Annotated in this window: 21 protein-coding genes and 1 pseudogene; 13 read left to right on the forward strand and 9 right to left on the reverse strand. The window is 63.7% G+C overall.

All coding sequences use genetic code 11. The features are described 5' to 3' along the window. Both B4383_RS09005 and B4383_RS09010 read left to right on the forward strand, forming a co-directional pair. Nucleotides 1–431 (forward strand): SRPBCC family protein (locus B4383_RS09005; RefSeq protein WP_176138393.1); only part of this gene is annotated, 431 nt, incomplete at its 5' end. A 112-nt stretch (nucleotides 432–543) separates the two neighbouring features. Next, nucleotides 544–831 (forward strand): hypothetical protein, encoded by a 288-nt coding sequence (locus B4383_RS09010; protein WP_030094381.1) that lies wholly within the window; start codon nucleotides 544–546, stop codon nucleotides 829–831. A gap of 18 nt (nucleotides 832–849) precedes the next feature. Here the strand turns inward: B4383_RS09010 and B4383_RS09015 are convergent, their stop codons facing one another. Next, nucleotides 850–1,761: an LLM class flavin-dependent oxidoreductase gene (locus B4383_RS09015; protein WP_078290595.1), complete on the reverse strand. Its 912-nt coding sequence runs from the start codon at nucleotides 1,759–1,761 to the stop codon at nucleotides 850–852. A gap of 91 nt (nucleotides 1,762–1,852) precedes the next feature. Here B4383_RS09015 and B4383_RS09020 point away from each other — a divergent pair, with 91 nt between their 5' ends. Then, nucleotides 1,853–2,404 (forward strand): TetR/AcrR family transcriptional regulator, encoded by a 552-nt coding sequence (locus tag B4383_RS09020; protein ID WP_078290394.1) that lies wholly within the window; start codon nucleotides 1,853–1,855, stop codon nucleotides 2,402–2,404. Here the strand turns inward: B4383_RS09020 and B4383_RS09025 are convergent. Continuing rightward, a complete protein-coding gene (locus B4383_RS09025) occupies nucleotides 2,367–4,367 on the reverse strand; it encodes an MDR family MFS transporter (RefSeq protein ID WP_078290596.1) in 2,001 nt (666 codons plus the stop codon). The genes B4383_RS09020 and B4383_RS09025 overlap by 38 nt on opposite strands. An 893-nt stretch (nucleotides 4,368–5,260) precedes the next feature. Then, the gene (locus tag B4383_RS27395) at nucleotides 5,261–5,323 is read right to left on the reverse strand and encodes an LEPR-XLL domain-containing protein (protein ID WP_078290597.1); all 63 of its coding nucleotides are present in this window, start codon (nucleotides 5,321–5,323) and stop codon (nucleotides 5,261–5,263) included. A gap of 870 nt (nucleotides 5,324–6,193) precedes the next feature. Here B4383_RS27395 and adh point away from each other — a divergent pair. The 3 genes from adh to B4383_RS09045 all read left to right on the forward strand — a co-directional run bounded on the left by adh (nucleotide 6,194) and on the right by B4383_RS09045 (nucleotide 9,979). Beyond that, the gene (adh, locus tag B4383_RS09035) at nucleotides 6,194–7,711 is read left to right on the forward strand and encodes an aldehyde dehydrogenase (protein WP_078290395.1); all 1,518 of its coding nucleotides are present in this window, start codon (nucleotides 6,194–6,196) and stop codon (nucleotides 7,709–7,711) included. After that, nucleotides 7,692–8,150, forward strand: coding sequence for a DUF779 domain-containing protein (locus B4383_RS09040; protein WP_078290396.1), 459 nt, complete (start codon nucleotides 7,692–7,694; stop codon nucleotides 8,148–8,150). Before adh ends, B4383_RS09040 begins: the two co-directional genes overlap by 20 nt. Nucleotides 8,151–8,251: 101 nt before the next feature. Continuing rightward, nucleotides 8,252–9,979 carry a hypothetical protein gene (locus B4383_RS09045; protein ID WP_078290397.1) on the forward strand — a complete coding sequence of 576 codons (1,728 nt, stop codon included), beginning with the start codon at nucleotides 8,252–8,254 and terminating at the stop codon, nucleotides 9,977–9,979. Here B4383_RS09045 and yaaA read toward each other — a convergent pair. Beyond that, a complete protein-coding gene (gene yaaA / locus B4383_RS09050) occupies nucleotides 9,969–10,715 on the reverse strand; it encodes a peroxide stress protein YaaA (RefSeq protein ID WP_078290598.1) in 747 nt (248 codons plus the stop codon). The two genes, B4383_RS09045 and yaaA, sit on opposite strands and share 11 nt — an antisense overlap. A 119-nt stretch (nucleotides 10,716–10,834) precedes the next feature. Between yaaA and B4383_RS09055 the strand changes: the two genes are divergently transcribed. After that, entirely contained in the window at nucleotides 10,835–11,617 is a 783-nt protein-coding gene (locus B4383_RS09055) for a VOC family protein (RefSeq protein ID WP_078290398.1), read from the forward strand. Next, complete coding sequence (locus B4383_RS09060; RefSeq protein ID WP_286143823.1) at nucleotides 11,599–12,312, forward strand: polysaccharide deacetylase family protein; 714 nt, start codon at nucleotides 11,599–11,601, stop codon at nucleotides 12,310–12,312. Before B4383_RS09055 ends, B4383_RS09060 begins: the two co-directional genes overlap by 19 nt. Here the strand turns inward: B4383_RS09060 and dinB are convergent. Further along, nucleotides 12,309–13,514 carry a DNA polymerase IV gene (gene dinB, locus B4383_RS09065; protein WP_078290600.1) on the reverse strand — a complete coding sequence of 402 codons (1,206 nt, stop codon included), beginning with the start codon at nucleotides 13,512–13,514 and terminating at the stop codon, nucleotides 12,309–12,311. The genes B4383_RS09060 and dinB overlap by 4 nt on opposite strands. A gap of 353 nt (nucleotides 13,515–13,867) precedes the next feature. Between dinB and B4383_RS09070 the strand changes: the two genes are divergently transcribed. The 3 genes from B4383_RS09070 to B4383_RS09080 all read left to right on the forward strand — a co-directional run bounded on the left by B4383_RS09070 (nucleotide 13,868) and on the right by B4383_RS09080 (nucleotide 16,547). Further along, nucleotides 13,868–15,601: a hypothetical protein gene (locus B4383_RS09070; RefSeq protein ID WP_078290399.1), complete on the forward strand. Its 1,734-nt coding sequence runs from the start codon at nucleotides 13,868–13,870 to the stop codon at nucleotides 15,599–15,601. Nucleotides 15,602–15,690: 89 nt separating this feature from the next. Beyond that, nucleotides 15,691–16,119 carry a MarR family transcriptional regulator gene (locus B4383_RS09075; protein ID WP_078290400.1) on the forward strand — a complete coding sequence of 143 codons (429 nt, stop codon included), beginning with the start codon at nucleotides 15,691–15,693 and terminating at the stop codon, nucleotides 16,117–16,119. Beyond that, nucleotides 16,116–16,547 (forward strand): hypothetical protein, encoded by a 432-nt coding sequence (locus B4383_RS09080; RefSeq protein WP_139360675.1) that lies wholly within the window; start codon nucleotides 16,116–16,118, stop codon nucleotides 16,545–16,547. Before B4383_RS09075 ends, B4383_RS09080 begins: the two co-directional genes overlap by 4 nt. On the opposite strand, the gene B4383_RS09085 is transcribed toward B4383_RS09080, so the two are convergent. Genes B4383_RS09085 through B4383_RS09100 form a run of 4 tightly spaced genes read right to left on the reverse strand, consistent with a single transcriptional unit; the run spans nucleotide 16,509 to nucleotide 19,376 of the window. After that, nucleotides 16,509–17,174 (reverse strand): enoyl-CoA hydratase/isomerase family protein, encoded by a 666-nt coding sequence (locus B4383_RS09085; RefSeq protein ID WP_078290402.1) that lies wholly within the window; start codon nucleotides 17,172–17,174, stop codon nucleotides 16,509–16,511. The two genes, B4383_RS09080 and B4383_RS09085, sit on opposite strands and share 39 nt — an antisense overlap. 6 nt (nucleotides 17,175–17,180) lie before the next feature. Further along, nucleotides 17,181–17,624 (reverse strand): thioesterase family protein, encoded by a 444-nt coding sequence (locus B4383_RS09090; RefSeq protein WP_078290403.1) that lies wholly within the window; start codon nucleotides 17,622–17,624, stop codon nucleotides 17,181–17,183. After that, entirely contained in the window at nucleotides 17,621–18,718 is a 1,098-nt protein-coding gene (locus tag B4383_RS09095) for an alcohol dehydrogenase catalytic domain-containing protein (RefSeq protein ID WP_078290404.1), read from the reverse strand. Before B4383_RS09095 ends, B4383_RS09090 begins: the two co-directional genes overlap by 4 nt. 25 nt (nucleotides 18,719–18,743) lie before the next feature. Beyond that, nucleotides 18,744–19,376: a TetR/AcrR family transcriptional regulator gene (locus tag B4383_RS09100; RefSeq protein ID WP_078290601.1), complete on the reverse strand. Its 633-nt coding sequence runs from the start codon at nucleotides 19,374–19,376 to the stop codon at nucleotides 18,744–18,746. A gap of 74 nt (nucleotides 19,377–19,450) precedes the next feature. On the opposite strand from B4383_RS09100, the gene B4383_RS09105 reads away from it, so the two are divergent. Then, nucleotides 19,451–20,962 carry an NAD(P)/FAD-dependent oxidoreductase gene (locus tag B4383_RS09105; protein ID WP_078290405.1) on the forward strand — a complete coding sequence of 504 codons (1,512 nt, stop codon included), beginning with the start codon at nucleotides 19,451–19,453 and terminating at the stop codon, nucleotides 20,960–20,962. A 53-nt stretch (nucleotides 20,963–21,015) separates the two neighbouring features. Then, nucleotides 21,016–21,758, forward strand: a pseudogene (locus B4383_RS09110) (SRPBCC domain-containing protein). Nucleotides 21,759–21,760: the final 2 nt, after the last annotated feature.

Here is a 21,760-nt window from a genome sequence, read left to right on the forward strand (position 1 = left end):
TGAATTCCTCCATCGATGTGCCCCTCCCTCCTCAGGAGGCCTGGGAGCACGCCTCGGATCTGCGGCGTTTCGATGAGTGGCTGAGCGTTCACACCGCATGGCGCAGCGCGTTGCCCGAGACCCTGAAAAAAGGCACGGTGATCGACTCGATCGTGTGTGTGAAGGGCATGTACAACCGGGTCAAATGGACCCTCCAGAAATACGACCCTCCGACGGGCCTGTTCCTGGAAGGGCAGGGCAGGGGGGGTGTGAAGGTCAAGCTGCGGTTGACGATCACCCCGAAGGGGCCGGGTTCGGTCGTGGATTTCACTCTCCATTTGGGTGGGCCCGCGATGTTCGGCCCGATCGGCGCGGTGGTCGCGGCCGCGCTGCGCAGCGACATCGACGCCTCGCTGACGAAGTTCGTTCAAGTTTTTGCATCCGCGTCGTAATTGCGTTTTTCGCGTTCTACCTGCGAAAACACAAGCGACGGTTTGTGATTGGATGAGTTTCGAGTTCGTGTCGGTGGTTGGCAGGCTCCGGAATAAGGAGCAATATGGATATATGTCAATCACACGGAAGTTCATCGGAACGGTGTTCGCCGCTGGTGCCGGCGCGGTGCTTATCGCTGCTGCGCCCGCCGCCGTGATGACCACCGGGGTGCCGACAACCACGTCCAACCAGGTCGTTCTTGCCGATCCCGGCGGCTCTGGCAGCGGTGACGCGGGAGGCGGCGGTGGCTGCTACAACGGCGTGTGCGGCGGATGGAATCCCGGGCAAGGTGGCTGGGGCCATGGCTGCTACAACGGCGTCTGTGGTGGCTGGGACGGCCAGCGCGGCTGGGGTAACTGAGCCGCGCAGCCGCACGAATTAGTGCGCTAGCGGTCGAAGGGCTTGCGCCAGGGCGTCATAGGCGTCTCGGCGAGCTGATCCGGTGCCGAGCAGGTGATCCGGGAGGATGACTTCGTCAACGCCCTCCTGGGCCCATGGTGCCATCTGCTCCGCGATGCGTTCCGCGGTGCCGTACAACACTGGAATCGGTGATGCCGCAGCGGTTTCCGCGGCGCGGGCCTCGGATTGTGGGCCGTCGGTGACGATGATGCGGGCCTGAGTGGAACGCCAGATCGTCGCCGGATCCCGGCCAATCTTTTCGGCCGCGGCGTCCAATCGGCCCGAGGTCTCGCGGAAGGTGCCGGGCGAGGACCACTGATTCCATTCGTGGGCATACCGCGCGGTCAGACCCAGCATGCGCGGCTGAGTGGCGCCGATCAGGATTGGTAGTGGCCGCTGTAGGGGTTTGGGTTCACAGATGCCCTCTTCCAGCTGGTAGTACTCGCCGGCCACGGTGGTGGCTTGCTCGTTGAGCAGGCCGGTAATCACCTGCAGCCCTTCGGAAAACCGGTCGACGCGTGGTCCGGGCTTGCCAAGTTCGAGCCCGTAGCGCTGGTGTTCGTTTTCCTGCCAGCCGGCGCCCAGCCCGAGTGTGAAGCGCCCCTGACTGACGTGGTCGACGGTCGCCGCCCAGTTGGCAAGGACTGCCGGATGCCGAAAGGTCATCGACAGCACCAGGGGCGCGAGCCGGATTCGCGAGGTGGCCGCGGCGAGCGCCGCAAAGATGGCGGTGGCCTCGTGGAAGTCGGTGCGCTCCTCGGCGGTGTCCGCGTGCGACATGAAGTGGTCGGCCGCGTAGAAGGCGCGCCAGGTTCCGTTGTCGGCGTATTGGGCGATATCCAGCAGATCTGCCCAGGATTGATTGGTTTGTCCCCATATCGAGAAGCGCATGTCGTCCACCCTAGAGCCGGTGCACATATCGCCGTTATTGCGTACTACCCTCGAAATGGTGGAGGAGCAACCAAGGGGTCGGCGGGCAGAGGTGATCGCGGCCGCCATTGAGGTGGCGGGCACCATGGGGGTTGGCGGTCTCACGTATCGCTCGGTAGATGCGGCGGCGAATGTGCCGAGTGGGACTACGTCGAATCATTTCCGTACGCGTGATGCGCTGTTGTTGGGTGTCATCGTCGAGATCGAGAAACTTCGTCGGGCCTTCTGGCGGGCGCTTGTCACCGAGATCAGCCCGACCACGGTGGCCGACCTGGTGGGTATAGGTACCGCATACGTCAAAGGTGCCGTCGGGGTGATGAGTACCCGGGTGCGGGCGTACATGGCGCTTCTCATGGAGGGTTGGAGCCATCCCGATCTGAGAGAGCCGCTACAGCGGGGCCGGGATGCACAGATTCCCCGCACACTGCAGCTCATGCGCCACGTGAACCCGACTACTCCGCAGCTGCACGCGGAAATCTTCCAGGACTATCTCACCGGCATCATCTATCAGCAGCTTGCCAACCCGCTGCCGGACTTCAATCCGCGTCCCGGGATCGAGGCGCTGCTCACCGCGCTGCTGCTGCCCCAGGCAGCGCAGAGATAGGGTTCTCGCGCCAGTCGGTATCGGTAACGATTCGCCGTGAAATGCGTTCCAGCGCTGCCTGAATCTGCTCGCGGTCTGCGCGATCTTCGAAATCGGGTGTGCGGGAAAGCCGTTCGACGAGGTACTGGTTGATCGCCTCGCTGATCTTGTCGACTTCCTGTCGCCCCGAGTCGGTGAGCCAGATGTGGTCATTGGTGCGCAGCGCGTAACCATTCCCGACGAGTTCGTTGAAGGCGGGGTCGATGACCTCTGGTGGTATCCGGTACCACTGCGCGATTCGGGATACCTCGGCAGACCCGGTGACACGCAGAAAACGGTTGGCCTGCACCAAGGCCCACAGCGGAGCGATGGGCATCGATACTCCCGCGTGTTCGCGTAGCTTCCGCAGGCCGATATGTGGGAATCCGCGCATCGCATTGCTGATCGCGATCTCCAGCAATTTGTCCGGTGAGACCGAATTCGGCATGCCGAAGCCCTCGCCCATGTCCGCGGCAAGGGCCGAGTCGGTGCCGCGCAGCGGGACCTCCTTGAGGAACAGCGCGACGACGAACCCGATGACGGCAACCGGTGTGGCACAGAGGAACACAAGATCCAAGGAGTCGGCGTAGGCGTTGATGACGGGTATCGCGGCCTCACGCGGCAGTGCGTGCAGCGCCTGTGGCGACTGAGTGGCCTCGGGTGGCACCTTCACCGAGCTGATCTCGCGTGCAAGGAAATTGGAGAACAGTGACCCGAATATCGCCGCGCCGAAGGAGCTGCCAATGGTGCGGAAGAATGTCACGCCGGACGTCGCGACGCCCAGATCGTCGAATCGGGCCGTGTTCTGCACGATGAGGGTGAGTACCTGCATTGATGCGCCGATACCTATGCCCAGCAGGAGCAGGTACAGCGACTGCAGGATGAACGGTGTGGAGTTGTCCATCCTGGACAGCAGCACCAGTGCGATGGCCATGATGGCGGTGCCGGCGACGGGATAGCGTTTGTACTTGCCGGTGCGCCCCACCAGGGTGCCGGTTCCGGTGGAGGTGATGAGCATGCCGGCCACCATGGGCAAGGTGCGCATGCCCGAGACGGTGGCCGAGACGCCGTTGACGAACTGCATGAACGTGGGTAGGTAGGTCATCACGCCGAGCATGGCGAAACCGACGACGAAGCTCAGCACACAGCAGATGGTGAAGACCGGGTCGCGGAACAGTCGTGGAGGCAGAATCGGTTCGGGCACGCGGGATTCCACCCAGACGAACAACGCGATGGCTGCGACCGAGCCGACGAACAACCCGATAGTCATCGGTGAGGACCAGGGATAGGTGGTGCCGCCCCAGCTGGTCGCCAGCGTCAGTGCCGAGGCGCCCAGCCCGATGAGCACAATGCCCCAGTAGTCGATAACGGGACGTGTCGCCTTGGCCAGTGCCGGGATGGCCCCGGCCGCGACCACGATCACCACGGCCGAGATGGGCAGATTGATGTAGAACGCCCAGCGCCATCCCAGATGATCGGTGAACAGACCACCCAGCAGCGGGCCGATCACGGTCGTCACCCCGAAGACCGCGCCCAGCATGCCCTGATAGCGGCCGCGCTCGCGCATGGGGATGATCTCGCCGATGAGGGCGGTCGCCGTCACCATGAGGCCACCGGAGCCGAGGCCCTGGATCGCGCGTGCACCGACCAGCATGGCCATGGAGCCAGCCATACCGCACAGCAGGGATCCGGCCGCGAAGATGAGGATGCAGGTGATGAAGACTGCGCGCCGTCCGAAGAGATCTCCGAACTTGCCCATGACGGCGGTGGCCACGGTGGAGGCCAGTAGATAGCTGGTGACCACCCACGACTGGTGCCCGGCATCGCCGAGATCGGCGACAACGGTGGGCAGGGCGGTGGCGACGATGGTGCCGTCCAGCGCGGCGAGCAGCATCCCGAGCAGGACCGCGACGAAGATGAGATTGCGGCGCTGCACGCTGATCATGGAGCTCGCGGCTTCCTGATCGACGGTTTCGGATTCAGGTGACTGCGTAGACATCGTTACCCACTCTAAGGTGCTGTGCTTGACCAGGGTCGGTTGTTGGCGTACCGAGCCTGATCGCGAGGGACGATTAGAATTGCCAGATGGATTATGACTCCTGGTTCTCGCGTGAATCCGTGATTGCTAATCTACCGAACGAATTCCCGCACTTGATTATCTCGGTGCTGGATGTCGACGGGCTAGCGCCGAGCGACCGTGCTCAGCTCCCGGACAGCTGGGGAGAGATCGGTTTGTTGCGTGGTACCGACGCGATCGACCGGGCGTTACGGGTGTGGCGGGAAGCTGTTCCGGCGCTGTTCCCGCGACTGCTTGGGCTATTGACCGAGCAAGGAAGGGACGTTTTGGTGGTTCGGGTGGCGGACAAAGAGGCGTCGATGAGCTCGCTGGCTTTGCTGTATGTCATCGGCCCGACCGGAGACGATGACGGCGCTCAGTATCGCTTCGGCTCTGTACCCGTTCCCGCCGACGCTGCTCCTGAACTGGTAGCGGCGAGGTGGGCTGAACGTGCGACAGTCGCCCGACAGCTTTGGGGGAGTGTGCCGGACGCTCTTCGTGAGTTCTACACCACGGTGCACAACGGATTCGTCGATGTGATGTTCCGGGACGCAGACGGGATGCCAGGGATCGAGAGTCTCTGTGTAGTCGGAGACCACCTCGGTCCGGAGGATTTCAGCTCACGGGAGTTCACGGTCTTCTGGTACGGCGAGGACGACAAGTTGGTCTTGCCGCCAATGTCGCAGTGGCCCGACCTGTCGAGGTTGGCGCGGATCTATACCTGCAGAACCTTCAACTGGTACTGCGTCGACGTGAGCAGCGAGGCTGGAGCCGTGTGGGAGCTATCTCGCGACTTCGGTCTCTGCCGAGAGAAGAAGACGATCTTCGATTGCCTCGACGAGAATTTCATGAACTCATTCGGTATCTATCCAGAAGTCGTTCCGCCAGAGGATGTTCCGCCAGTGTCGGTGGGCCATCAGATCGCGGTGACTGCGGCGGTGGCGAGTGTGTTCGGGTGTGCGAGGGCCACGGGTGCGGCGGTTGCCGGTGAACAGTTCGATATCGGCCGAATACGGGCACTGGCGTCCGAACGCCCGATCGGACTCACGGTGGTTGCCGCCGATCGCGGGCGAGTTACCGATAGGCATGTCCAGTCGGCACTGGAGATGTTGAGGTGTACCGAGTATGCACCTGCGGTTTGCGCTGACCATGCCGTCGAGGCATGGACGTGCCTGGTCGATGCCGAGGTGGAGTCGGTGCTCGTTTGGGGACAAGGTGTTTCAGTGATTATCTCTGCGTTGCTCCTGCCGAATGCGGTCCTGGCCCATCGTCCGCACAGGTGCGAACATGTGACAACGAAGGCTCAAGACTGCGGGTATGCGAGCTTCCGTGGCCCAGATGTCGCAGGCATCAGCGTTGGTCAGGAGGTGCCGACCGCGCAGGGAGGTGCTGCCGCGCACATCGTCAGTACATCGGGCCAAGGGAACCTGCAGCGCACCCTTAGCGCGCACAGCTATGTGTCGTGGCTGGACGGTCGGCATGCGGTGGCGCTGCTCGCCATCTACCAGCCTCCGCGTGCCAGTGGAGATATCGCGCTGGAGGGTATGAGGCTGCTGCATTCCCGGGCGATCGAGGCTGTCTGTGGGAACGCTCAGTCCGTGCCGGAGGCGCCCCGGCGGCAGTCATTTGGGTTCGGGTTCCAGGCGTAGCTCTGCCCTTGGCCTGGGTGTAACGTACGTCACAGGGTTCGGATGTTAGACCGACAGGAGCAGGCAATGAAGCACGCAGCACCCGGAACCGAGGGCGGCGCAGTAACTTTCACTCCCCGGTACGACAACTTCATCGGCGGGGAGTGGGTGGCCCCGTCCGATGGACGGTACTTCGACAATTCCTCGCCGATCGACGGCAAGGTATTCACGCAGGTTGCCCGCAGCACCGCGCCCGACATCGAGAAGGCCCTGGACGCCGCTCACGCCGCGGCCGAAGCCTGGGGCAACACCTCGCCGGCTGACCGGTCGAACACTCTGCTCCGGGTCGCCGACCGGATGGAACAGAACATCGAGAAGCTGGCGGTCGCCGAGACATGGGACAACGGCAAGCCGATACGTGAAAGCCTCAACGCCGATATCCCGCTGGCCATCGATCACTTCCGGTACTTCGCCGGGGTGCTGCGCGCCCAGGAGGGATCGATCTCCGAGATCGACCATGACACCGTCGCCTACCACTTCCATGAGCCGCTCGGCGTGGTCGGCCAGATCATCCCGTGGAACTTTCCACTGCTGATGGCAGTCTGGAAGCTCGCGCCGGCGCTGGCGGCAGGCAACTGTGTGGTGCTCAAGCCCGCCGAGCAGACGCCCGTCTCGATCCTGGTGTTGATGGAGTTGATTGCTGACCTGCTTCCGCCGGGGATCATCAACGTGGTCAACGGATTTGGTGTCGAGGCGGGTAAGCCGCTGGCGTCGAGTCCGCGTATCGCCAAGATCGCGTTCACCGGCGAGACCACCACCGGGCGCCTCATCATGCAGTACGCGACCGAGAACATCATTCCCGTCACTTTGGAGCTGGGCGGCAAGAGCCCCAACATCTTCATGCCCGATGTGATGGCCGCCGACGATGCCTTTCTGGATAAGGCACTCGAAGGTTTTACCATGTTCGCGCTCAACCAGGGCGAGGTGTGCACCTGTCCCTCGCGGGCGCTCGTGCATTCGTCCATCTACGACGAGTTCATCGCCCGCGCGATCCCCCGCGTCGAGGCGATCGTCGGTGGTGATCCGCTGGATGAGGACACCATGATCGGTGCCCAGGCGAGTAACGACCAATACGAAAAGATCTTGTCTTACATCGATATTGGACGGCAAGAGGGTGCCCAGGTGCTCACCGGAGGTGACGCTCGCAAGGTCTCGGAGTACCCGGACGGTGCCTACATTCAGCCGACCGTGTTCGCCGGCGCCAACAACATGCGCATCTTCCAGGAGGAGATCTTCGGCCCGGTGCTCTCCGTGGCGAAGTTCGACTCGCTGGACGAGGCACTGAAGATTGCCAACGATACGCTGTACGGCTTGGGCGCGGGGGTGTGGTCACGCGATATGACCAACGCCTACCGGCTGGGCCGCGGCATCAAGGCGGGGCGGGTGTGGACAAACTGCTACCACCAGTACCCGGCGCACGCCGCGTTCGGCGGGTACAAGAAATCCGGTATCGGGCGTGAGAACCACAAGATGATGCTCGACCACTACCAGCAGACCAAGAACCTCTTGGTGAGCTACTCGCCCGATGCCGCGGGGTTCTTCTGATGATCCCCCGCAAGCGGGAGGTACCCCCAGTTTTCGCGAAGAAGGTCAGGCCCTGATCAATCGCGTCGAGCTCACTCCGGCGGCGGCCGAGCTGTTGGCTTCGCTGGTCGCTAGACATGGGCCTGTGATGTTCCACCAGTCCGGAGGCTGTTGTGACGGCAGCGCACCCATGTGTTATTTGCGCGGGGAATTTCGTGTGGGTGCGTCGGATGTATTGCTCGGCGAGGTTAGCGGGGATACCCCGTTCTGGATGAGCGCCGATCAGTTTGATTACTGGTCGCATACACATCTGACGGTGGACGTGGTGCCCGGGCGTGGGTCAGGATTTTCGCTGGAGGCGCCGGAAGGCGTGCGGTTTCTCATCCGGTCACGGCTGTTCACCGATGACGAGGTGCTCGCATTGGCGAATCAGCCGGTCAGGACCGGCGCCGACGGTTGAGGCGCTGCCGATTCCTTCGTGTTGTCGGCTGTGCCCAGAGGTAGTAGTTTGCCCTTGTCGGAGACAGTCTGGTCGGGTCGGTCGTAGGGGAGTGTCATCCAGTGTATGTAGCTATTCGAACTGCTGCGGTTGCTGCGGTGTGCAGTCTGTGCGTCGGGACAAGTGCGGACGCGCGCACCGTGCGGCCGGTTCCTTCCTTAACGACTACGGCCACAACACGTTCCGTGACGAATCAGGCAGTCTCTCTCACGTCGTCTTCTGACCTGCTGGCGGTGGCCGCTCCTCAGAACAGTGCTGGGGCGCAATCGAATCCAGTAGCCACCGGGGTACCGAGTAGCAGTGATCTCATCGGGACAGTCGCCAAGCTCCTCACGGCATCGCAAGCCGCGTCGACCGGTTCGGCTCCGGGGATCACCGCAGCTGCCCTCGATCCCGTCGATCCGCCGGTAGAACAGCCGGTAGATCCGCCCGTCGAGCAGCCCACAGATCCGCCCGCGGCCGACGAGCCGGCGCCGCCCACCAACTTCCCGGGGACGCATTGGCCTGCGTTTGGCACCCCGTCCTACTTTGCGCAGTTGGCCTTTGCGGTGTTCCACGTTGTGGCCTTGCCGATCACGGTGCCTGTGCAGTTCTTCCTGGGCAGTGCCGAGGGTGTGCCGACGGTGATAGCCGCGGCACTCAATGACTTGTCGGGCCTGCTGGGCCAGATACCCGGGTTCTCACCGCAGCAACCGACGGCGGCGCAGGCACAGCAGAAGGTCGCAGAGACTTCCTCGCCGTTGCAGAAGACGGCGGCAGCGGAGGCCGAAGCGCCCGCCGCTGAGGAGCCGGCTCCGGAACCGGAGCCCTTGCCGACCAACTTCCCGGGCCCGCGCCCGGCGTTCGGCACGCCGTCCTACTTTGCGCAGCTGGCGTTCGCGGTACTGCATGTGCTGGCGCTGCCGATCACGGTGCCGGTACAGGCGATCATCGGTACGACTGAGGGTGTGCCGTCGGTCATTGCCGCGGCGCTCAATGACTTGTCGAGCCTGCTGGGACAGGTGCCGAAGATATCGCTACCTGGGACTGACCCCGGGACCACACCGGAGACGTCCTCGAAGCAGGTCGATCAGGCTGTCACCAAGCCGGAAACCGCGTCCGAGAAGTCAGAGACCACCCAGCGCGACGTCGATGCGAAGACTCCCAGTACTGAGCACACGGAGCACGGGGCCAAGCCTGGCGATACGCCCGCAGAGTCGCCCAAAACCGAGCATGAGGCCAAGTCCGCCGATACTCCGGCGGACGCGACGAAGGCAGATCCGACGAAGGCAGATCCGACGAAGGCTGTCGCGCCCAAGGTTGACCCGACGAAGGCTGTTGAGCCCAAGGTTGATCCGACGAAGGTCGTCGACCCCACGAAGGTCGTTGAGCCCAAGGTTGATCCGGCGGCGGCAGCATCTACGAAGCCCGAGCCTGCCAAGCCCGTTGAGGTCAAGGCGGAGACCAAGCCGGAACCGGCCAAGCCTGAAACCGCCAGCCCGGTGAAGGTCGTCCGCGACAGCCTGAAGTCGACACCCGGTGGAACCACCACCACCGGCGGCACCAAGACGACCGAGGGATCCAAGGGCGCCGAAACGGACGGCAAGGCGCCCGCTGTGTCTACGGTGACCAAGGTTCGCGAAGGATCGACCCCCTCCCCGGGTGGCACGACCGATAAGCCCGCGGAGAAGCCTCCGACGGAGAAGCCGTCGACCGGTAAGAGCTCACCGGCATCGGAAGGGAATTCGCATTCCTCCGAAGGAAAGACGCACTCCTCCGAAGGCAAGTCACACTCCGGGTCTACTGACTGACGATGATCGTCAGCGCGTTGCTGTCGCGTTCGATATGAAGTCCGGCGCGACGGGCAACCGCAGCCACTGAGGCGGCATCGTTGGGCTCGGCCCTGCTGCCGGCGAGGATGCGTGCCAGTTTTCCCTTGTGCGCCTTGTTGAAATGGGTGATCACCGTGCGCCGCCCATCGGGATGTTCTGTGAGGCAATCAACGGTTACCGCCTGCGGTAGCCGCCCCAATCCCGCGTACGAGCCCGAGCGTAGGTCCACCACCAGTTCGTCGGCGGCCAGCTCCGCCAAGGCCGGTTCCAGTACCGGTTTCCAGCGGGCAGACAACGACGGTCTTCCAGGCAGCTTGGACGAGGCCGACAGCCGATATGCAGGTACCGGGTCGTCGGCGCGTAGCAGTCCAAACAGCGCCGAGCCGACAGCCAGGCGTTCGCGCGCACGCGTTGCGGAGGCGCCGCGCAGAGACGTCACGTCCAGGGCGTCGTACAGCACGCCGGTGTACCGCTGCAGGGCAGGCATGGTGGGGGAGATCCGTAGTTCGGCATTGCGCTGGATTTCGGCGTCCTGGGAGGCCGAGATACCCAGCGCCTTCCTGCATGCCGGAGGGTCGGCGGCAAGGGCGACGAGTTCGTCAAGGAGTGCCGCGCGCACTGGATTCAGCGACGGTGTGGCCAGCTTGTCCAGGCGCAGAGGAACATGATCTCCCCCCTCGCGTTTGGTTTCCGAGGGCGGCAGCAACACGATCACGCCACAGACCGTAGCGAACTGGCCGCCGTTCACGGCGCAGCGGGTCCGCAGCTGCGATGAGTTTTGGTGGTCCGGATGGTCGATATGGGTGAGTGCCCCATCCAGTACAAGGAGACCCCATGCCCACTCGTGAAGAAACTCCACTCGGCGCCCCCGCGTGGATCGACCTTGCCTCGTCGGATGTTGAGAAATCAAGGGCCTTTTATAGCGCGTTGTTCGGCTGGACCCTGCAGGAAGCGGGCTCCGAGTACGGGGGCTACATTAACGCGCACAAGGACGGCAAGGCTGTCGCAGGAATGATCGCGAACAATCCGGAGTGGAATGCTCCCGACAGTTGGACTACCTACTTCGCCACCGATGACATCAACGCCACGCTGCAGAAGGCAGTCGACAACGGTGGTGCACATTGCATGGAGGCCATGGAAGTTCCGCAGCTCGGATATATGGGGCTCTTCGGTGATCCCTCCGGCGCCGTGGTGGGGCTGTGGCAGCCGCTGGCCCACAAGGGGTTCCAGCTGGTCGCCGAGGCGGGCGCGCCGGTGTGGCATGAACTGAACACCCGTGAGTACGACAAGGCGGTCGACTTCTACACCAAGGTGCTCGGATGGGACACCAAGGTAGAGGGCGATTCCGAGGAGTTCCGGTATGCGTGCGCCCAGCATGATGGGGAGCCGATCGCCGGAGTTAACGACGCGACAGTGGGCCAGTGGACGCTCCCCGAGGGGGTGCCGGCGCATTGGGCCGTGTATTTCGGCACCGACGACACCGATGCCAGTGCGACCAAGGCCGCCGAGCTCGGTGGTGTGGTGCTCACGGCCGCGCAGGACACCCCTTACGGCCGGATGGCGCTGATTCAGGACACCACCGGCGGTACCTTCTGGTTGTGCTCCGTCGATTCCTGATTGCGACTGCGGTAGGCCTCGTCATCGTCCTCGCGGCGATGACGGAGCTCTACTTCTTGGTGAACGCGCGCACCTTTCAGCTAGCGGGAACCCTTGTCGCGCACTGTGCCACCGATGAGAAGGTGGTCGCGCTCACGCTTGATGACGGGCCGAGCGGCCGCACCTCCGAGGTGTTGGTGACGCTCCAGCGTGCGCACATTCCAGCCACCTTCTATCTGGTTGGGCAGGATCTCGCAAGGAATCCGTGGTCGGGACGCCAGATCGCCGCGGCCGGTCACGAGATCGGTAACCACAGCTACACCCATCGCCGACTGGTCTTCGTCACTCCGACCACTGTGCGGGAGGAAGTGGAGAACACCGATAAGCAAATCCGGGCAACGGGATTCAGCGGTGCCATAACCTTCCGCCCGCCTTACGGCAAGAAGCTCTACGGGTTGCCGCGGTATCTCGCGTCCCATGACCGCATCACCGTGATGTGGGATGTCGAGCCCGACTCCGGCGGGCCGCGAACACGGGAAGCGATCGTCGAGGAGACTGTATCCCGGGTGCGTCCCGGGTCGATCATTCTGCTGCATGTGATGTATTCCTCTGGACGGGAGTCACTTTCGGCGATCCCCGAAATTTCGCAACGTCTCCAGAAGCAGGGTTATCGGTTCGTCACTGTGTCACAGCTCCTTGCCGCGCCGTGTCATTAGACGTCCTCGAAGGTGGGGATGCCCCACTCCTCGTGCCCGCCGTCATGTAGCAAGGTGGCGCGGGTGACCGATCGAGTGCCGAACTTGTCGCGCAGTTGATCAAGGGTACTGTCGAGTGCCAGCGCATTCTCAGCCAAACTCGTGAACGGAAGTTCCAATTGTGCTGCGCCGCAGGGGTCGAAGTTGGCCACCGAGAATCCGATCAGGGTGATCCCCCGTTCGGCAACGAGTGCAGTGGCCTGGGTAACAAGCTGTCGTGCCACTGACAGCAGCTGCTCGGTAGACGTCGTGGGCCGCGACACGGTGTGTGAGCGCGTCGCGCGTGTGTAATCGTCGAACCGCAACCGCAGTACCACCGTTCGGCAACTTCGTCCGGTGCCACGCATCCGGCGGGCGGTCCTTTCGACGAGTTGCGTCGCGATGGCGTCGATCTCATCGGCGCTGCGGCGCCGTCTGCCGAGTGCGCACTGCGCGCCGATTGAGCGTCGCCGTCGTCCACCCTGCACCCGTCGTGGGTCGACATTGTGTGCCAGACAATGTAATTGGTGACCCATGGCCCGACCGGCCATGGACGCCAGCGTGGACTCGCCGAGATCGGCGATATCGGCGACCGTATGGATGCCGTGCACCCGCAGCTTCTCGGCGGTGATCGCACCGACGCCCCACAGCGCCTGTACCGGCAACGGGCGCAGGAATGACAGCTCCTGGTGCGGCTCCACCACCAACAGCCCATCGGGCTTGCCCTGTCTGCTGGCGACCTTGGCCAGGAACTTGGTGCGAGCGATCCCGACGGTGATCGGCAGACCTGCCCGTCGGCGTACCTCCGCCCGCAATGTTGCCGCGATATCGCGCGGCGTGCCCGAAATGCGCAGTAAGCCAGAGACATCGAGAAACGCCTCGTCGATGGACAACGGTTCGACCAGGGGAGTGGTGTCTCGGAAGACCTCGAAGACCTTCTTGCTCGCCGCGCTGTAGGCGTCGAAACGAGGCGGAACCACCACGGCTTTAGGGCATAGTTGCTGCGCCTGCCGGCCCCCCATCGCGGTGCGGACCCCGTATCGCTTCGCTTCGTAGCTGGCGGCCAACACGACACCGCCTCCAACGATCACCGGGCGGCCGCGCAGCGCTGGATCATCACGTTGCTCGACGGAGGCGTAGAACGAGTCCAGATCCGCGTGCAAGATGTTGGCGGTTCCAGTCATGAACAGATGCTCGCACCGGGGTCCGACAGTCATAGCGGGTTGATTTGCCCAACCGCTGGTTGATTCGGAGAAGCGCGGGGCAATCCTTAGTGGCGACCGGGAGATATTTGACTTACGGCTAGGAAAACTATCGAGTTCGTGGTCGGCGGCATGGTGCAGTGTGCCCTACGTTTATGGCGAGTTCTCCAGGTTACTTCCAGCCTATTCACAAACTTTGCCCAGAAGGGGTGGTTTACGTGCGTATACGACTTCGTGCCACGGCAGCCGCGACGGTTTGCAGTATTTGCATCGCCGCGTCGGCTTCCGCGCTCACGATCCAAACTCCTAGCGTCAGTCCGGAACAGCATCGGACCGTGTCGACGCAGGCTTACGTCCTGACGTCGAACGACGGCACGCTTTCGCCCGCGAGCATTGGCTCGCTGGCTACCTTGCCGGGTGTCCAGGGTCCAGCCGCGACGCCTTTGGCCGCTGCTGCGCCGGCGCCGAGTTTGTTCACGGCGATTCAGCCGGTGTTCACGGTGTTGGGTGGGGCGTTGACGCTGCCGTTCAACATTCCGTTCTGGTTTGTGACGGGGCAGCTGAACGCGGCCGCGAACCAGACCACGATCAACAACTTTGTGACGGCTCTTGGTCAGTTGCCGGGTGTTCCGGCTGCGGTGCTGTCGTACTTGGCGGGTATTCCGTCGCAGACGCTGCCGTCGATTCCGGGGTTGACGTCGGCGGCGGCGTCTCCGACGGTGAAGACTGCGGCGCTGTCGACTCCGACGGCCGCGGCTGCTGCGCCGGCGCCGAGTTTGTTCACGGCGATTCAGCCGGTGTTCACGGTGTTGGGTGGGGCGTTGACGCTGCCGTTCAACATTCCGTTCTGGTTTGTGACGGGGCAGCTGAACGCGGCCGCGAATCAGAAGGTGATCACTGATTTTGTGACGGCTCTTGGTCAGTTGCCGGGTGTTCCGGCTGCGGTGCTGTCGTACTTGGCGGGTATTCCGTCGCAGACGCTGCCGACGATTCCGTCGATTCCGGGGTTGACGTCGGCGGCGGCGTCTCCGACGGTGAAGACTGCGGCGCTGTCGACTCCGACGGCCGCGGCTGCTGCGCCGGCGCCGAGTTTGTTCACGGCGATTCAGCCGGTGTTCACGGTGTTGGGTGGGGCGTTGACGCTGCCGTTCAACGTTCCCTTCTGGTACGCGACAGGTCAGCTGAATACGGCCGCGAATCAGAAGGTGATCACTGATTTTGTGACGGCTCTTGGTCAGTTGCCGGGTGTTCCGGCCGCGGTGTTGTCGTATCTGCAAGGGATTACGAAGCAAACGCCGCCGACCATCCCGACCATTCCAGGCATCACCTCCTTGGTCACGCCCTCGTCGAAGCTGATCACGAACACTGCGGCGGTTCAGTCCGATGCCGCCACGCCGGAAGTTGCCAAATCGGAAGTCGCCAAGCCTGCAACCCTTGAGGAAGCGACGAAGCCCGCCACCTCGGCGGAGCCGGTCAAGGTGACGGCTCCGGCTGAGTCGGCCAAGCCGGTGGAAGCGGCCACCCCGTTGGAGCCGGTCAAGGCGACCACTCCTGCCGAGCCGGTCAAGGCGACCACTCCTGCCGAGCCGGTCAAGCCCGCCACCTCGGCGGAGCCGGTCAAGGTGACGGCTCCGGCTGAGCCGGTCAAGCCGGTGGAAGCGGCCACCCCTGTCGAGGCCGTCAAGCCTGCGGCCCCGGCAGAGCCGGCCAGGCCCGCGGCTCCGGCTGATGCCGTCAAGCCTGCGGAGCCGAAGGTCAACGTTCCTAAAGTCAAACTGCCCACCCCGGCCACCAAGGTCGGAGAGGTCAGCGGCGGAGTTGCGCCGAAGACCGAAGACTCGGCCAAGGCAGACAAGAGCGAGAAGGCCGATTCCAAGGACACCAAGTCCGACAAGGGGTCCGCACCGAAGAAGTCCGAAAATGACTCTTCAGCTGCGAAGAAGCCCGAGAGTGCCGCGTCGACCACCGGTAAGTCGGAGTCCGCTTCGAGCTCCTCATCGAGTGATTCGCACTCGAGCGCCTCGAACGGTTCTTCGCACAGCGACTCGCACAAGGCGTCGTCGGACTAGTCCCCGGTAACAAGCTCAAAGGTCCCCGCGCCAGACATGGCGCGGGGACCTGCTTGTAAGCGGCACTGACATAAGTCAACATCATTGACATGGATATCGACGGAACCGCGACCCTGGGGTACTTGCTGACCCGTACCGCGACATCACTGCGCGGCAAGGTGGCGGCCCGGTTGGAGCCCATGGGCCTGAGCCTGCCCGAGTACATCTGCATGCAGATCCTGCGCACCTATCCGGGCATGTCCAACTCCGAACTGGCTCGGCAGGCGATGGTTACCCGGCAGGCTATGAATGCCGTGTTGCACCGGCTGGAGCAGGAGGGTCTGATCAGCCGTCCGGAGAACGCGGATCACGGCCGGTCGCTGCCCGCTCGCCTGACCCGGCGCGGCAGCACCCAGCTGGACAAGGCGGTGGAGGCGGTGACCGCGGGCGAGAACGAGGTCATGGAGAAGCTGAGCGCTGACGAGCGCCGCGCGTTGAAGGCCATGCTGGCCAAATGCGTTCCGAGTCAACTGCCATGAGGCGCGCTGGGTGGCTGATCGCGTTCACCGGTCTGGTGATCGGGTTCAGTGTCTGGCTTCCGTGGTTGCGAACGTCGGCCAGCGGCGGCGGCAGGGCCAACGCCATCGGCAGCGCTACCGGATCGGTGGTGCTGCCCGCGGGATTCGGTGCGGGCCAGATGATCTTGCTGGTTTCGGCGCTACTCGTGGTGGCCGGATGCATGGTGGGCCAGCACATTCTGCACCGCATCGCCCCGGTTGCCGCGGGTGTACTGGCACTCGTGCTCTTGGGGCTGGAACTGCTGTATTACCGCAACAACATCAAGGTGCCGATCGTGACGGGCTACGGGTTCTGGGTCGCGATCGCGGCGTCGGCTATCGCGGTCGCGCTGGCCATCGTTGCCCTGCTGTCACGACCCCAGGCCGGCGAGCAGCAGTGGCACGATTGAGCCATACATCCCATACTTGACGGTGCCGAGTGTGTCCCGGTTCTTTCCTACCAGTGGTGACACGAAACTCGTTGCGGTAGAGAGCACCTGATCTTCTGCAACGGCCGCGTCGACAATCTGGTAGTTCAGGGATTCGGATCCGCCGAGACGTCGGCCGCTGGGCATGGTTGCCGATGCCGCCTGGGGTGTCATCTTCCCCTGACAGAGCGCCGACATGCCGGGGGTGAACGGCATCCCGAGGTCGACCTCGGGAAGGCAGAAGAAGCCGCGATCGGTACGCATCACCCGGTAATCACATGCCAGCGCGACCATGGCTCCGGCGCCGAAGGCGTGACCGTTGACGGCGGCGACGGTGGGTGTCGGAAACACCAGGAAGCGCGCCAGGATCTTCTGAACCTCGGTGATGTACCAGCTGAGCTTGTCGGGGTTGGCGCCCAGAAAGTCGACATCCAATCCGTTGGAGAAGAACTTGCCGCTGCCGGTGACCACCAGCGCGGACGGGGTGTCATCGGCGAGTACCTCGTCGAGCAGTGCGTTGATCTGCTCGATATTCGCTGTGGTGAAACGGTTCTCGTCGGTGCCGAGCTCGAGGGTGTAGATGCCTTCGGAGCGCTGCAGTGCTGGCATGTGTCGCTACCTCAACTGTTCGAGAGCTGTCGCTACTTGCTCGGGGATGGGTACGGGGGTGCGGGCGTCGGAGTCCACGTAGACATGGACGAACCGGCCCAGGGCGCGGGGAGTGTCTTCGACGACGCCGTCGACGACCGTGAACACCCCGAGCTTGTAGATGACGCTGCTGCGGCCGCGATGTTCCAGGGCCAGGCCGATGGACAGTTCGTCGGGGAAGGACACCTCGGCCAGGTACTTGCAGGAGGTTTCGGCGACGACGCCGATGGCGGGCAGGTCGCGAATGTCGCATCCGGCGGCGTCCATCAGCCAGCCGTTGACGGCGGTGTCGAACCAGGCGTAGTAGACGACGTTGTTGACGTGTCCGTACACATCGTTATCGGCCCAACGGGTTTGGTGCAGGCGGTGCACCGGGAAGTCTGCTTTGGTGGGCAGCTCTGGCTTGGTCATGGGCGGACTACCTGACGCACCGCGTGTCCGTCGGCCAGTGCGTCCAGCGCAATGTTGATGTCGTCGAGGGGTAGCTCTCCAGACTTCAGTTTTTCCACCGGCAACCGTCCGACGCGCCACAATGCGAGCATCGCCGGGATGTCCTGTTGCGGCTGGGCCGATCCCATGTACGAGCCCAGGATGCTGCGGCCCTCGGCGACGATACTCAACGCGGGCAGGCTGATTCGCGCATCCGGATGTGGCAGACCCACCGATACGGTGCCTCCGCCTCGGCCGGTGAGCGCGTAGGCCTGTTCCAGCACTGCTGCCGATCCGACCACCTCGAACACCCAGTCGTGACCGCCGGGCGCGTTGTCCGGTGCGCACGCGCTGGTGGCCCCGAGTTCAAGGGCCAGCTCGCGTTTGGCGGGCACAGGGTCGATGGCCAGCACCTCGCCGGCGCCGGCGGCCGCCGCGGACATCACCACGGCCTGCCCCACACCGCCCAGTCCGAGGACCGCGACCGAGTCGCCGGGGCGCACGGAAGCGGTGTGGGTGACCGCTCCGAAGCCGGTCAGCATGGCGCACCCGAACAGTGCTGCCGTGTCCAGCGGTACGTCTTTGCCGACGACGACCACCGAATTACGGTCCACCACGGCATGATCGGCGAAACCCGAGACGCCCAGGTGATGACGGACCTCGGAGCCGTCGAGGTCGTGCAGTCTGGTGCCGCCGCGGATGAGGTCACCGCGGCCGTTAGCGGCTGCGGCGTCCGGACACAACGCGGGGCGGCCCGACGAGCAGTACCTGCAGGCGCCGCAGCTCGGCACGTAGACCAGCACCACATGGTCGCCGGGGGAGACGTCGCGAACACCGGGGCCGACCTCGGCGATGACGCCGGCAGCCTCGTGCCCGAGCGCCATGGGCACCGGACGTATCCGGTTGCCGTCGACGACCGACAGATCAGAGTGACACAGCCCCGCGGCTTCGATGCGGACCAGCACCTCACCGGGGCCCGGTGGGTCGAGTTCCAGTTCAACGATTTTCAGTGGGTGTGTGTCGCGGTATGGCCTTTCGATCGGTGCCGCGTGCAGCACCGCAGCACGAATTCGCATGGACGAGCTGCTCGCGCGAAGACTCTCAGGCACAGACCCCTCCGTAAATCGCATTGAGCCAGACGTGGAGCAGCGTATCGACAATGTCGTGGTCCGCGACGGCGGGTTGCTGACCGGTGAAGGTTGCCCGCATCACCGACTGGTTGATGAGGTTGAGTGCGATGGCGATATCGCGCGCGGGGATGGTCGCGGGTGCCGCCCTGCGTACGCGTTCGGCCTCGATGCCCACCGTCGTATTGGCTACCCAGTTTTCCGTCACCTCGGACCAGCGTTGATCCAGTTCGGGGCTTGTTCCTTGCATGCTGGACAACGCGACCGTGAGGGCCCGGTGGGAGCCGAACGCGTCGAAGTAGGCCTTGATCACGGCGCGCCAGTATTGCGCGGGGCTCGTCATGGCGGCCGGGTCGATGCTCGCGACATTGGCGTCGGCTTCCTCGATGATTCGCTCGGCCAGCGTGAGGAGGACGGCTTCCTTGGAGGGGAAGTAGAAGTAGAACGTCGGCCGGGAGATTCCCGCGCCGCGTGCCAGATCATCGACGGAGATGTCGGCAAGGGGGCGCTGGCCGAGTAGCTCCTCGGCGGTCGCCAGGATCGCCTGGATCCGTTCATCGCCGGACGGGCGCGTCGTTTTGCGGCCTCTTGTAGCCGGTTTAGTCACGTCTACCTGCACATTCTATAAAGTTCTCGACACACTGTTGACTTTCTCGACACTGCGTCGATAGCCTAGCTGGCATGACCGAACATGTCGACATTGTCATCGTGGGCGCCGGAATCTCGGGTATTGGCATGGCATGCCACATCACCCGCGACGTGCCGGGCAAGAAGTTCGTGGTGCTGGAGGCGCGCGAGCGCATCGGTGGCACCTGGGACCTTTTCCGCTACCCGGGTATCCGCTCCGACTCCGACATGTTCACCTTGGGCTTCAACTTCCGTCCCTGGACGAGCACCAAGGGCATCGCCGACGGTAATTCCATTCGCGAGTACGTCACCGACACCGCGCGCGAGTTCGGCGTGGACCAGAAGATCCGTTTCGGTCACAAGGTCGTCGGCGCCGAGTGGTCCTCCGAGCAGGGACTCTGGACGGTGCGCGCCGAGCATGACGGTGAGATCGTCGAGTTCACCACCGAGTTCTTCCTGGCGTGCACCGGCTACTACAACTACGACAAGGGCTTCACGCCGGAGTTCGAGGGTGTCGAAGACTTCACCGGCCAGGTGATCCATCCGCAGCATTGGCCGGAGGATCTGGACTATGCGGGCAAGAAGGTCGTTGTCATCGGTAGTGGGGCGACAGCCATGACGCTGGTCCCCGCGATGGCGGGAACCGCTGGGCACGTCACCATGCTGCAGCGTTCGCCCACCTACGTGGTGTCGCTGCCGTCCACCGACGCGCTTGCGGTGGCGCTGCAGGGCAAGTTGCCCGCATCGATCGCCTACCCGATCGTGAAGTGGAAGAACCAGATGGTCAGCTTTATCAGCTACCAGACGAGCCGTCGCGACCCGCAGCGCATGAAGGGGATCCTGCGTGCGCTCCTGAAGCGCCAGCTTCCCGACTTCGACCTGGACAAGCACTTCACCCCGAAGTACAACCCGTGGGATCAGCGCTTGTGCGTGGTGCCGGACTCGGACCTGTTCCGCGCCCTGCGCAAGGGCACTGCCTCCATAGTCACTGACCGTATTGTGCGGTTCACGCCCAAGGGCATCATGTTGGAGTCCGGTGAAGAGCTTGAGGCCGATATCATCGTCACTGCAACGGGTCTGAATGTTCAGCTGGCCGGTGGGCTCAGGCCCGTCGTGGACGGTGTGCAGGTGAACCCCGCGGATTCGGTGAGCTACAAGGGCTTGATGCTGACAGGCCTGCCGAACTTCATCTTCACCTTCGGGTACACCAACGCATCGTGGACTCTCCGTGCCGATTTGGTGTCGCAGTACACCTGCCGTCTGCTCAACTACATGGCTAAGACGGGACAGACCGTGGTGTGGCCGGTCGAGCCCCCGACCAGCGAGCGGCTGCCGTTCTTGGAGGACTTGGTCTCCGGGTATGTCGCCCGCGCGGAGAGCGCGGTGCCGCACCAGGTGCCGCTGGCGCCGTGGCGGTCGTACCAGAACTACTTCCGCGAGCTGCCCGTGCTCAAGTACGGAAAGGTCGCCGACAAGGGCGTCCGATTCAGTCGCGGAGCCGCGGGGTCGGCGACATCCGGCCGGGCGAAGGCCTCCCACGAGGCACCTGCTGCAATAGGCAGGTAAATACCTGCGTAATGGCCGGGTGCAGTCAGCACCCGGCCATTCTCATGGGGGACGTGGTCTTCAAGGCTCTCGCCGACCTGACTCGGCGGGAGCTGTTGGACCGGCTGCATGAACGCAACCGCCAGACCCTGAGTCAGCTCTGCGAAGGCGTTGGAGTGGCGCGTCAGTCGGTGACTCGGCATCTGGGCGTGCTCGAATCCGCCAACCTGATCAGCGCGGTGAAATACGGCCGGGAGAAGCTGCACTATCTCAATCCGGTTCCGCTGTATGAGATTGAGGAACGGTGGATGGACAAGTTCGAGCGCCCGCGGTTGCGAGCGCTGAGCGCGATCAAGCAGCGAGCTGAGGAGTCAAGCATGTCTCAACCGACCTTTGTGTACACCACCTACATCAACAGCACGCCCGAGAAGGTGTGGCAGGCCATCACCGACCCCGAGCTCAGCGCCCAGTACTGGGGACATGCGAATGTGTCTGACTGGCAACAGGGTTCGCGTTGGGGGCACCAGCGCAACGATTCGGGAATCGCAGAGGTGGTCGGTAGCGTCGAGGAAAGCGACCCCCGCGTAAGTTGGTGATTACCTGGTCGGAGCCGGGTGCGGACTCGGAATCGACTGTCACCTTCCTTATCCAGCCGTACCAGGGGATCGTCCGGTTAACCGTGCAGCATGCAGATCTGACGGACCCCAAGGAGTGCGCACAGGTCGGCGGTGGATGGGCGGCCGTGTTGTCAAACCTTAAGTCCTTCTTGGAGACCGGAGCCCCGCTGCCGACCGAACCCTGGGCGCAGCCCGAGTAAAT

Origin of the sequence: Mycobacterium sp. D16R24 (assembly GCF_002013385.1) — a bacterium.
GTDB lineage: Bacteria > Actinomycetota > Actinomycetes > Mycobacteriales > Mycobacteriaceae > Mycobacterium.

What these genes read in the sequence shown, in the direction of transcription:
- B4383_RS09010 (WP_030094381.1), top strand. Translation starts at nt 544, where the DNA reads ATGTCAATCACACGGAAGTTCATCGGAACGGTGTTCGCCGCTGGTGCC.
- B4383_RS09015 (WP_078290595.1), bottom strand. Translation starts at nt 1,761, where the DNA reads ATGCGCTTCTCGATATGGGGACAAACCAATCAATCCTGGGCAGATCTG.
- B4383_RS09025 (WP_078290596.1), bottom strand. Translation starts at nt 4,367, where the DNA reads ATGATCAGCGTGCAGCGCCGCAATCTCATCTTCGTCGCGGTCCTGCTC.
- adh (WP_078290395.1), top strand. Translation starts at nt 6,194, where the DNA reads ATGAAGCACGCAGCACCCGGAACCGAGGGCGGCGCAGTAACTTTCACT.
- B4383_RS09040 (WP_078290396.1), top strand. Translation starts at nt 7,692, where the DNA reads ATGCCGCGGGGTTCTTCTGATGATCCCCCGCAAGCGGGAGGTACCCCC.
- B4383_RS09055 (WP_078290398.1), top strand. Translation starts at nt 10,835, where the DNA reads ATGCCCACTCGTGAAGAAACTCCACTCGGCGCCCCCGCGTGGATCGAC.
- dinB (WP_078290600.1), bottom strand. Translation starts at nt 13,514, where the DNA reads ATGACTGGAACCGCCAACATCTTGCACGCGGATCTGGACTCGTTCTAC.
- B4383_RS09075 (WP_078290400.1), top strand. Translation starts at nt 15,691, where the DNA reads ATGGATATCGACGGAACCGCGACCCTGGGGTACTTGCTGACCCGTACC.
- B4383_RS09080 (WP_139360675.1), top strand. Translation starts at nt 16,116, where the DNA reads ATGAGGCGCGCTGGGTGGCTGATCGCGTTCACCGGTCTGGTGATCGGG.
- B4383_RS09085 (WP_078290402.1), bottom strand. Translation starts at nt 17,174, where the DNA reads ATGCCAGCACTGCAGCGCTCCGAAGGCATCTACACCCTCGAGCTCGGC.
- B4383_RS09090 (WP_078290403.1), bottom strand. Translation starts at nt 17,624, where the DNA reads ATGACCAAGCCAGAGCTGCCCACCAAAGCAGACTTCCCGGTGCACCGC.
- B4383_RS09095 (WP_078290404.1), bottom strand. Translation starts at nt 18,718, where the DNA reads ATGCGAATTCGTGCTGCGGTGCTGCACGCGGCACCGATCGAAAGGCCA.
- B4383_RS09105 (WP_078290405.1), top strand. Translation starts at nt 19,451, where the DNA reads ATGACCGAACATGTCGACATTGTCATCGTGGGCGCCGGAATCTCGGGT.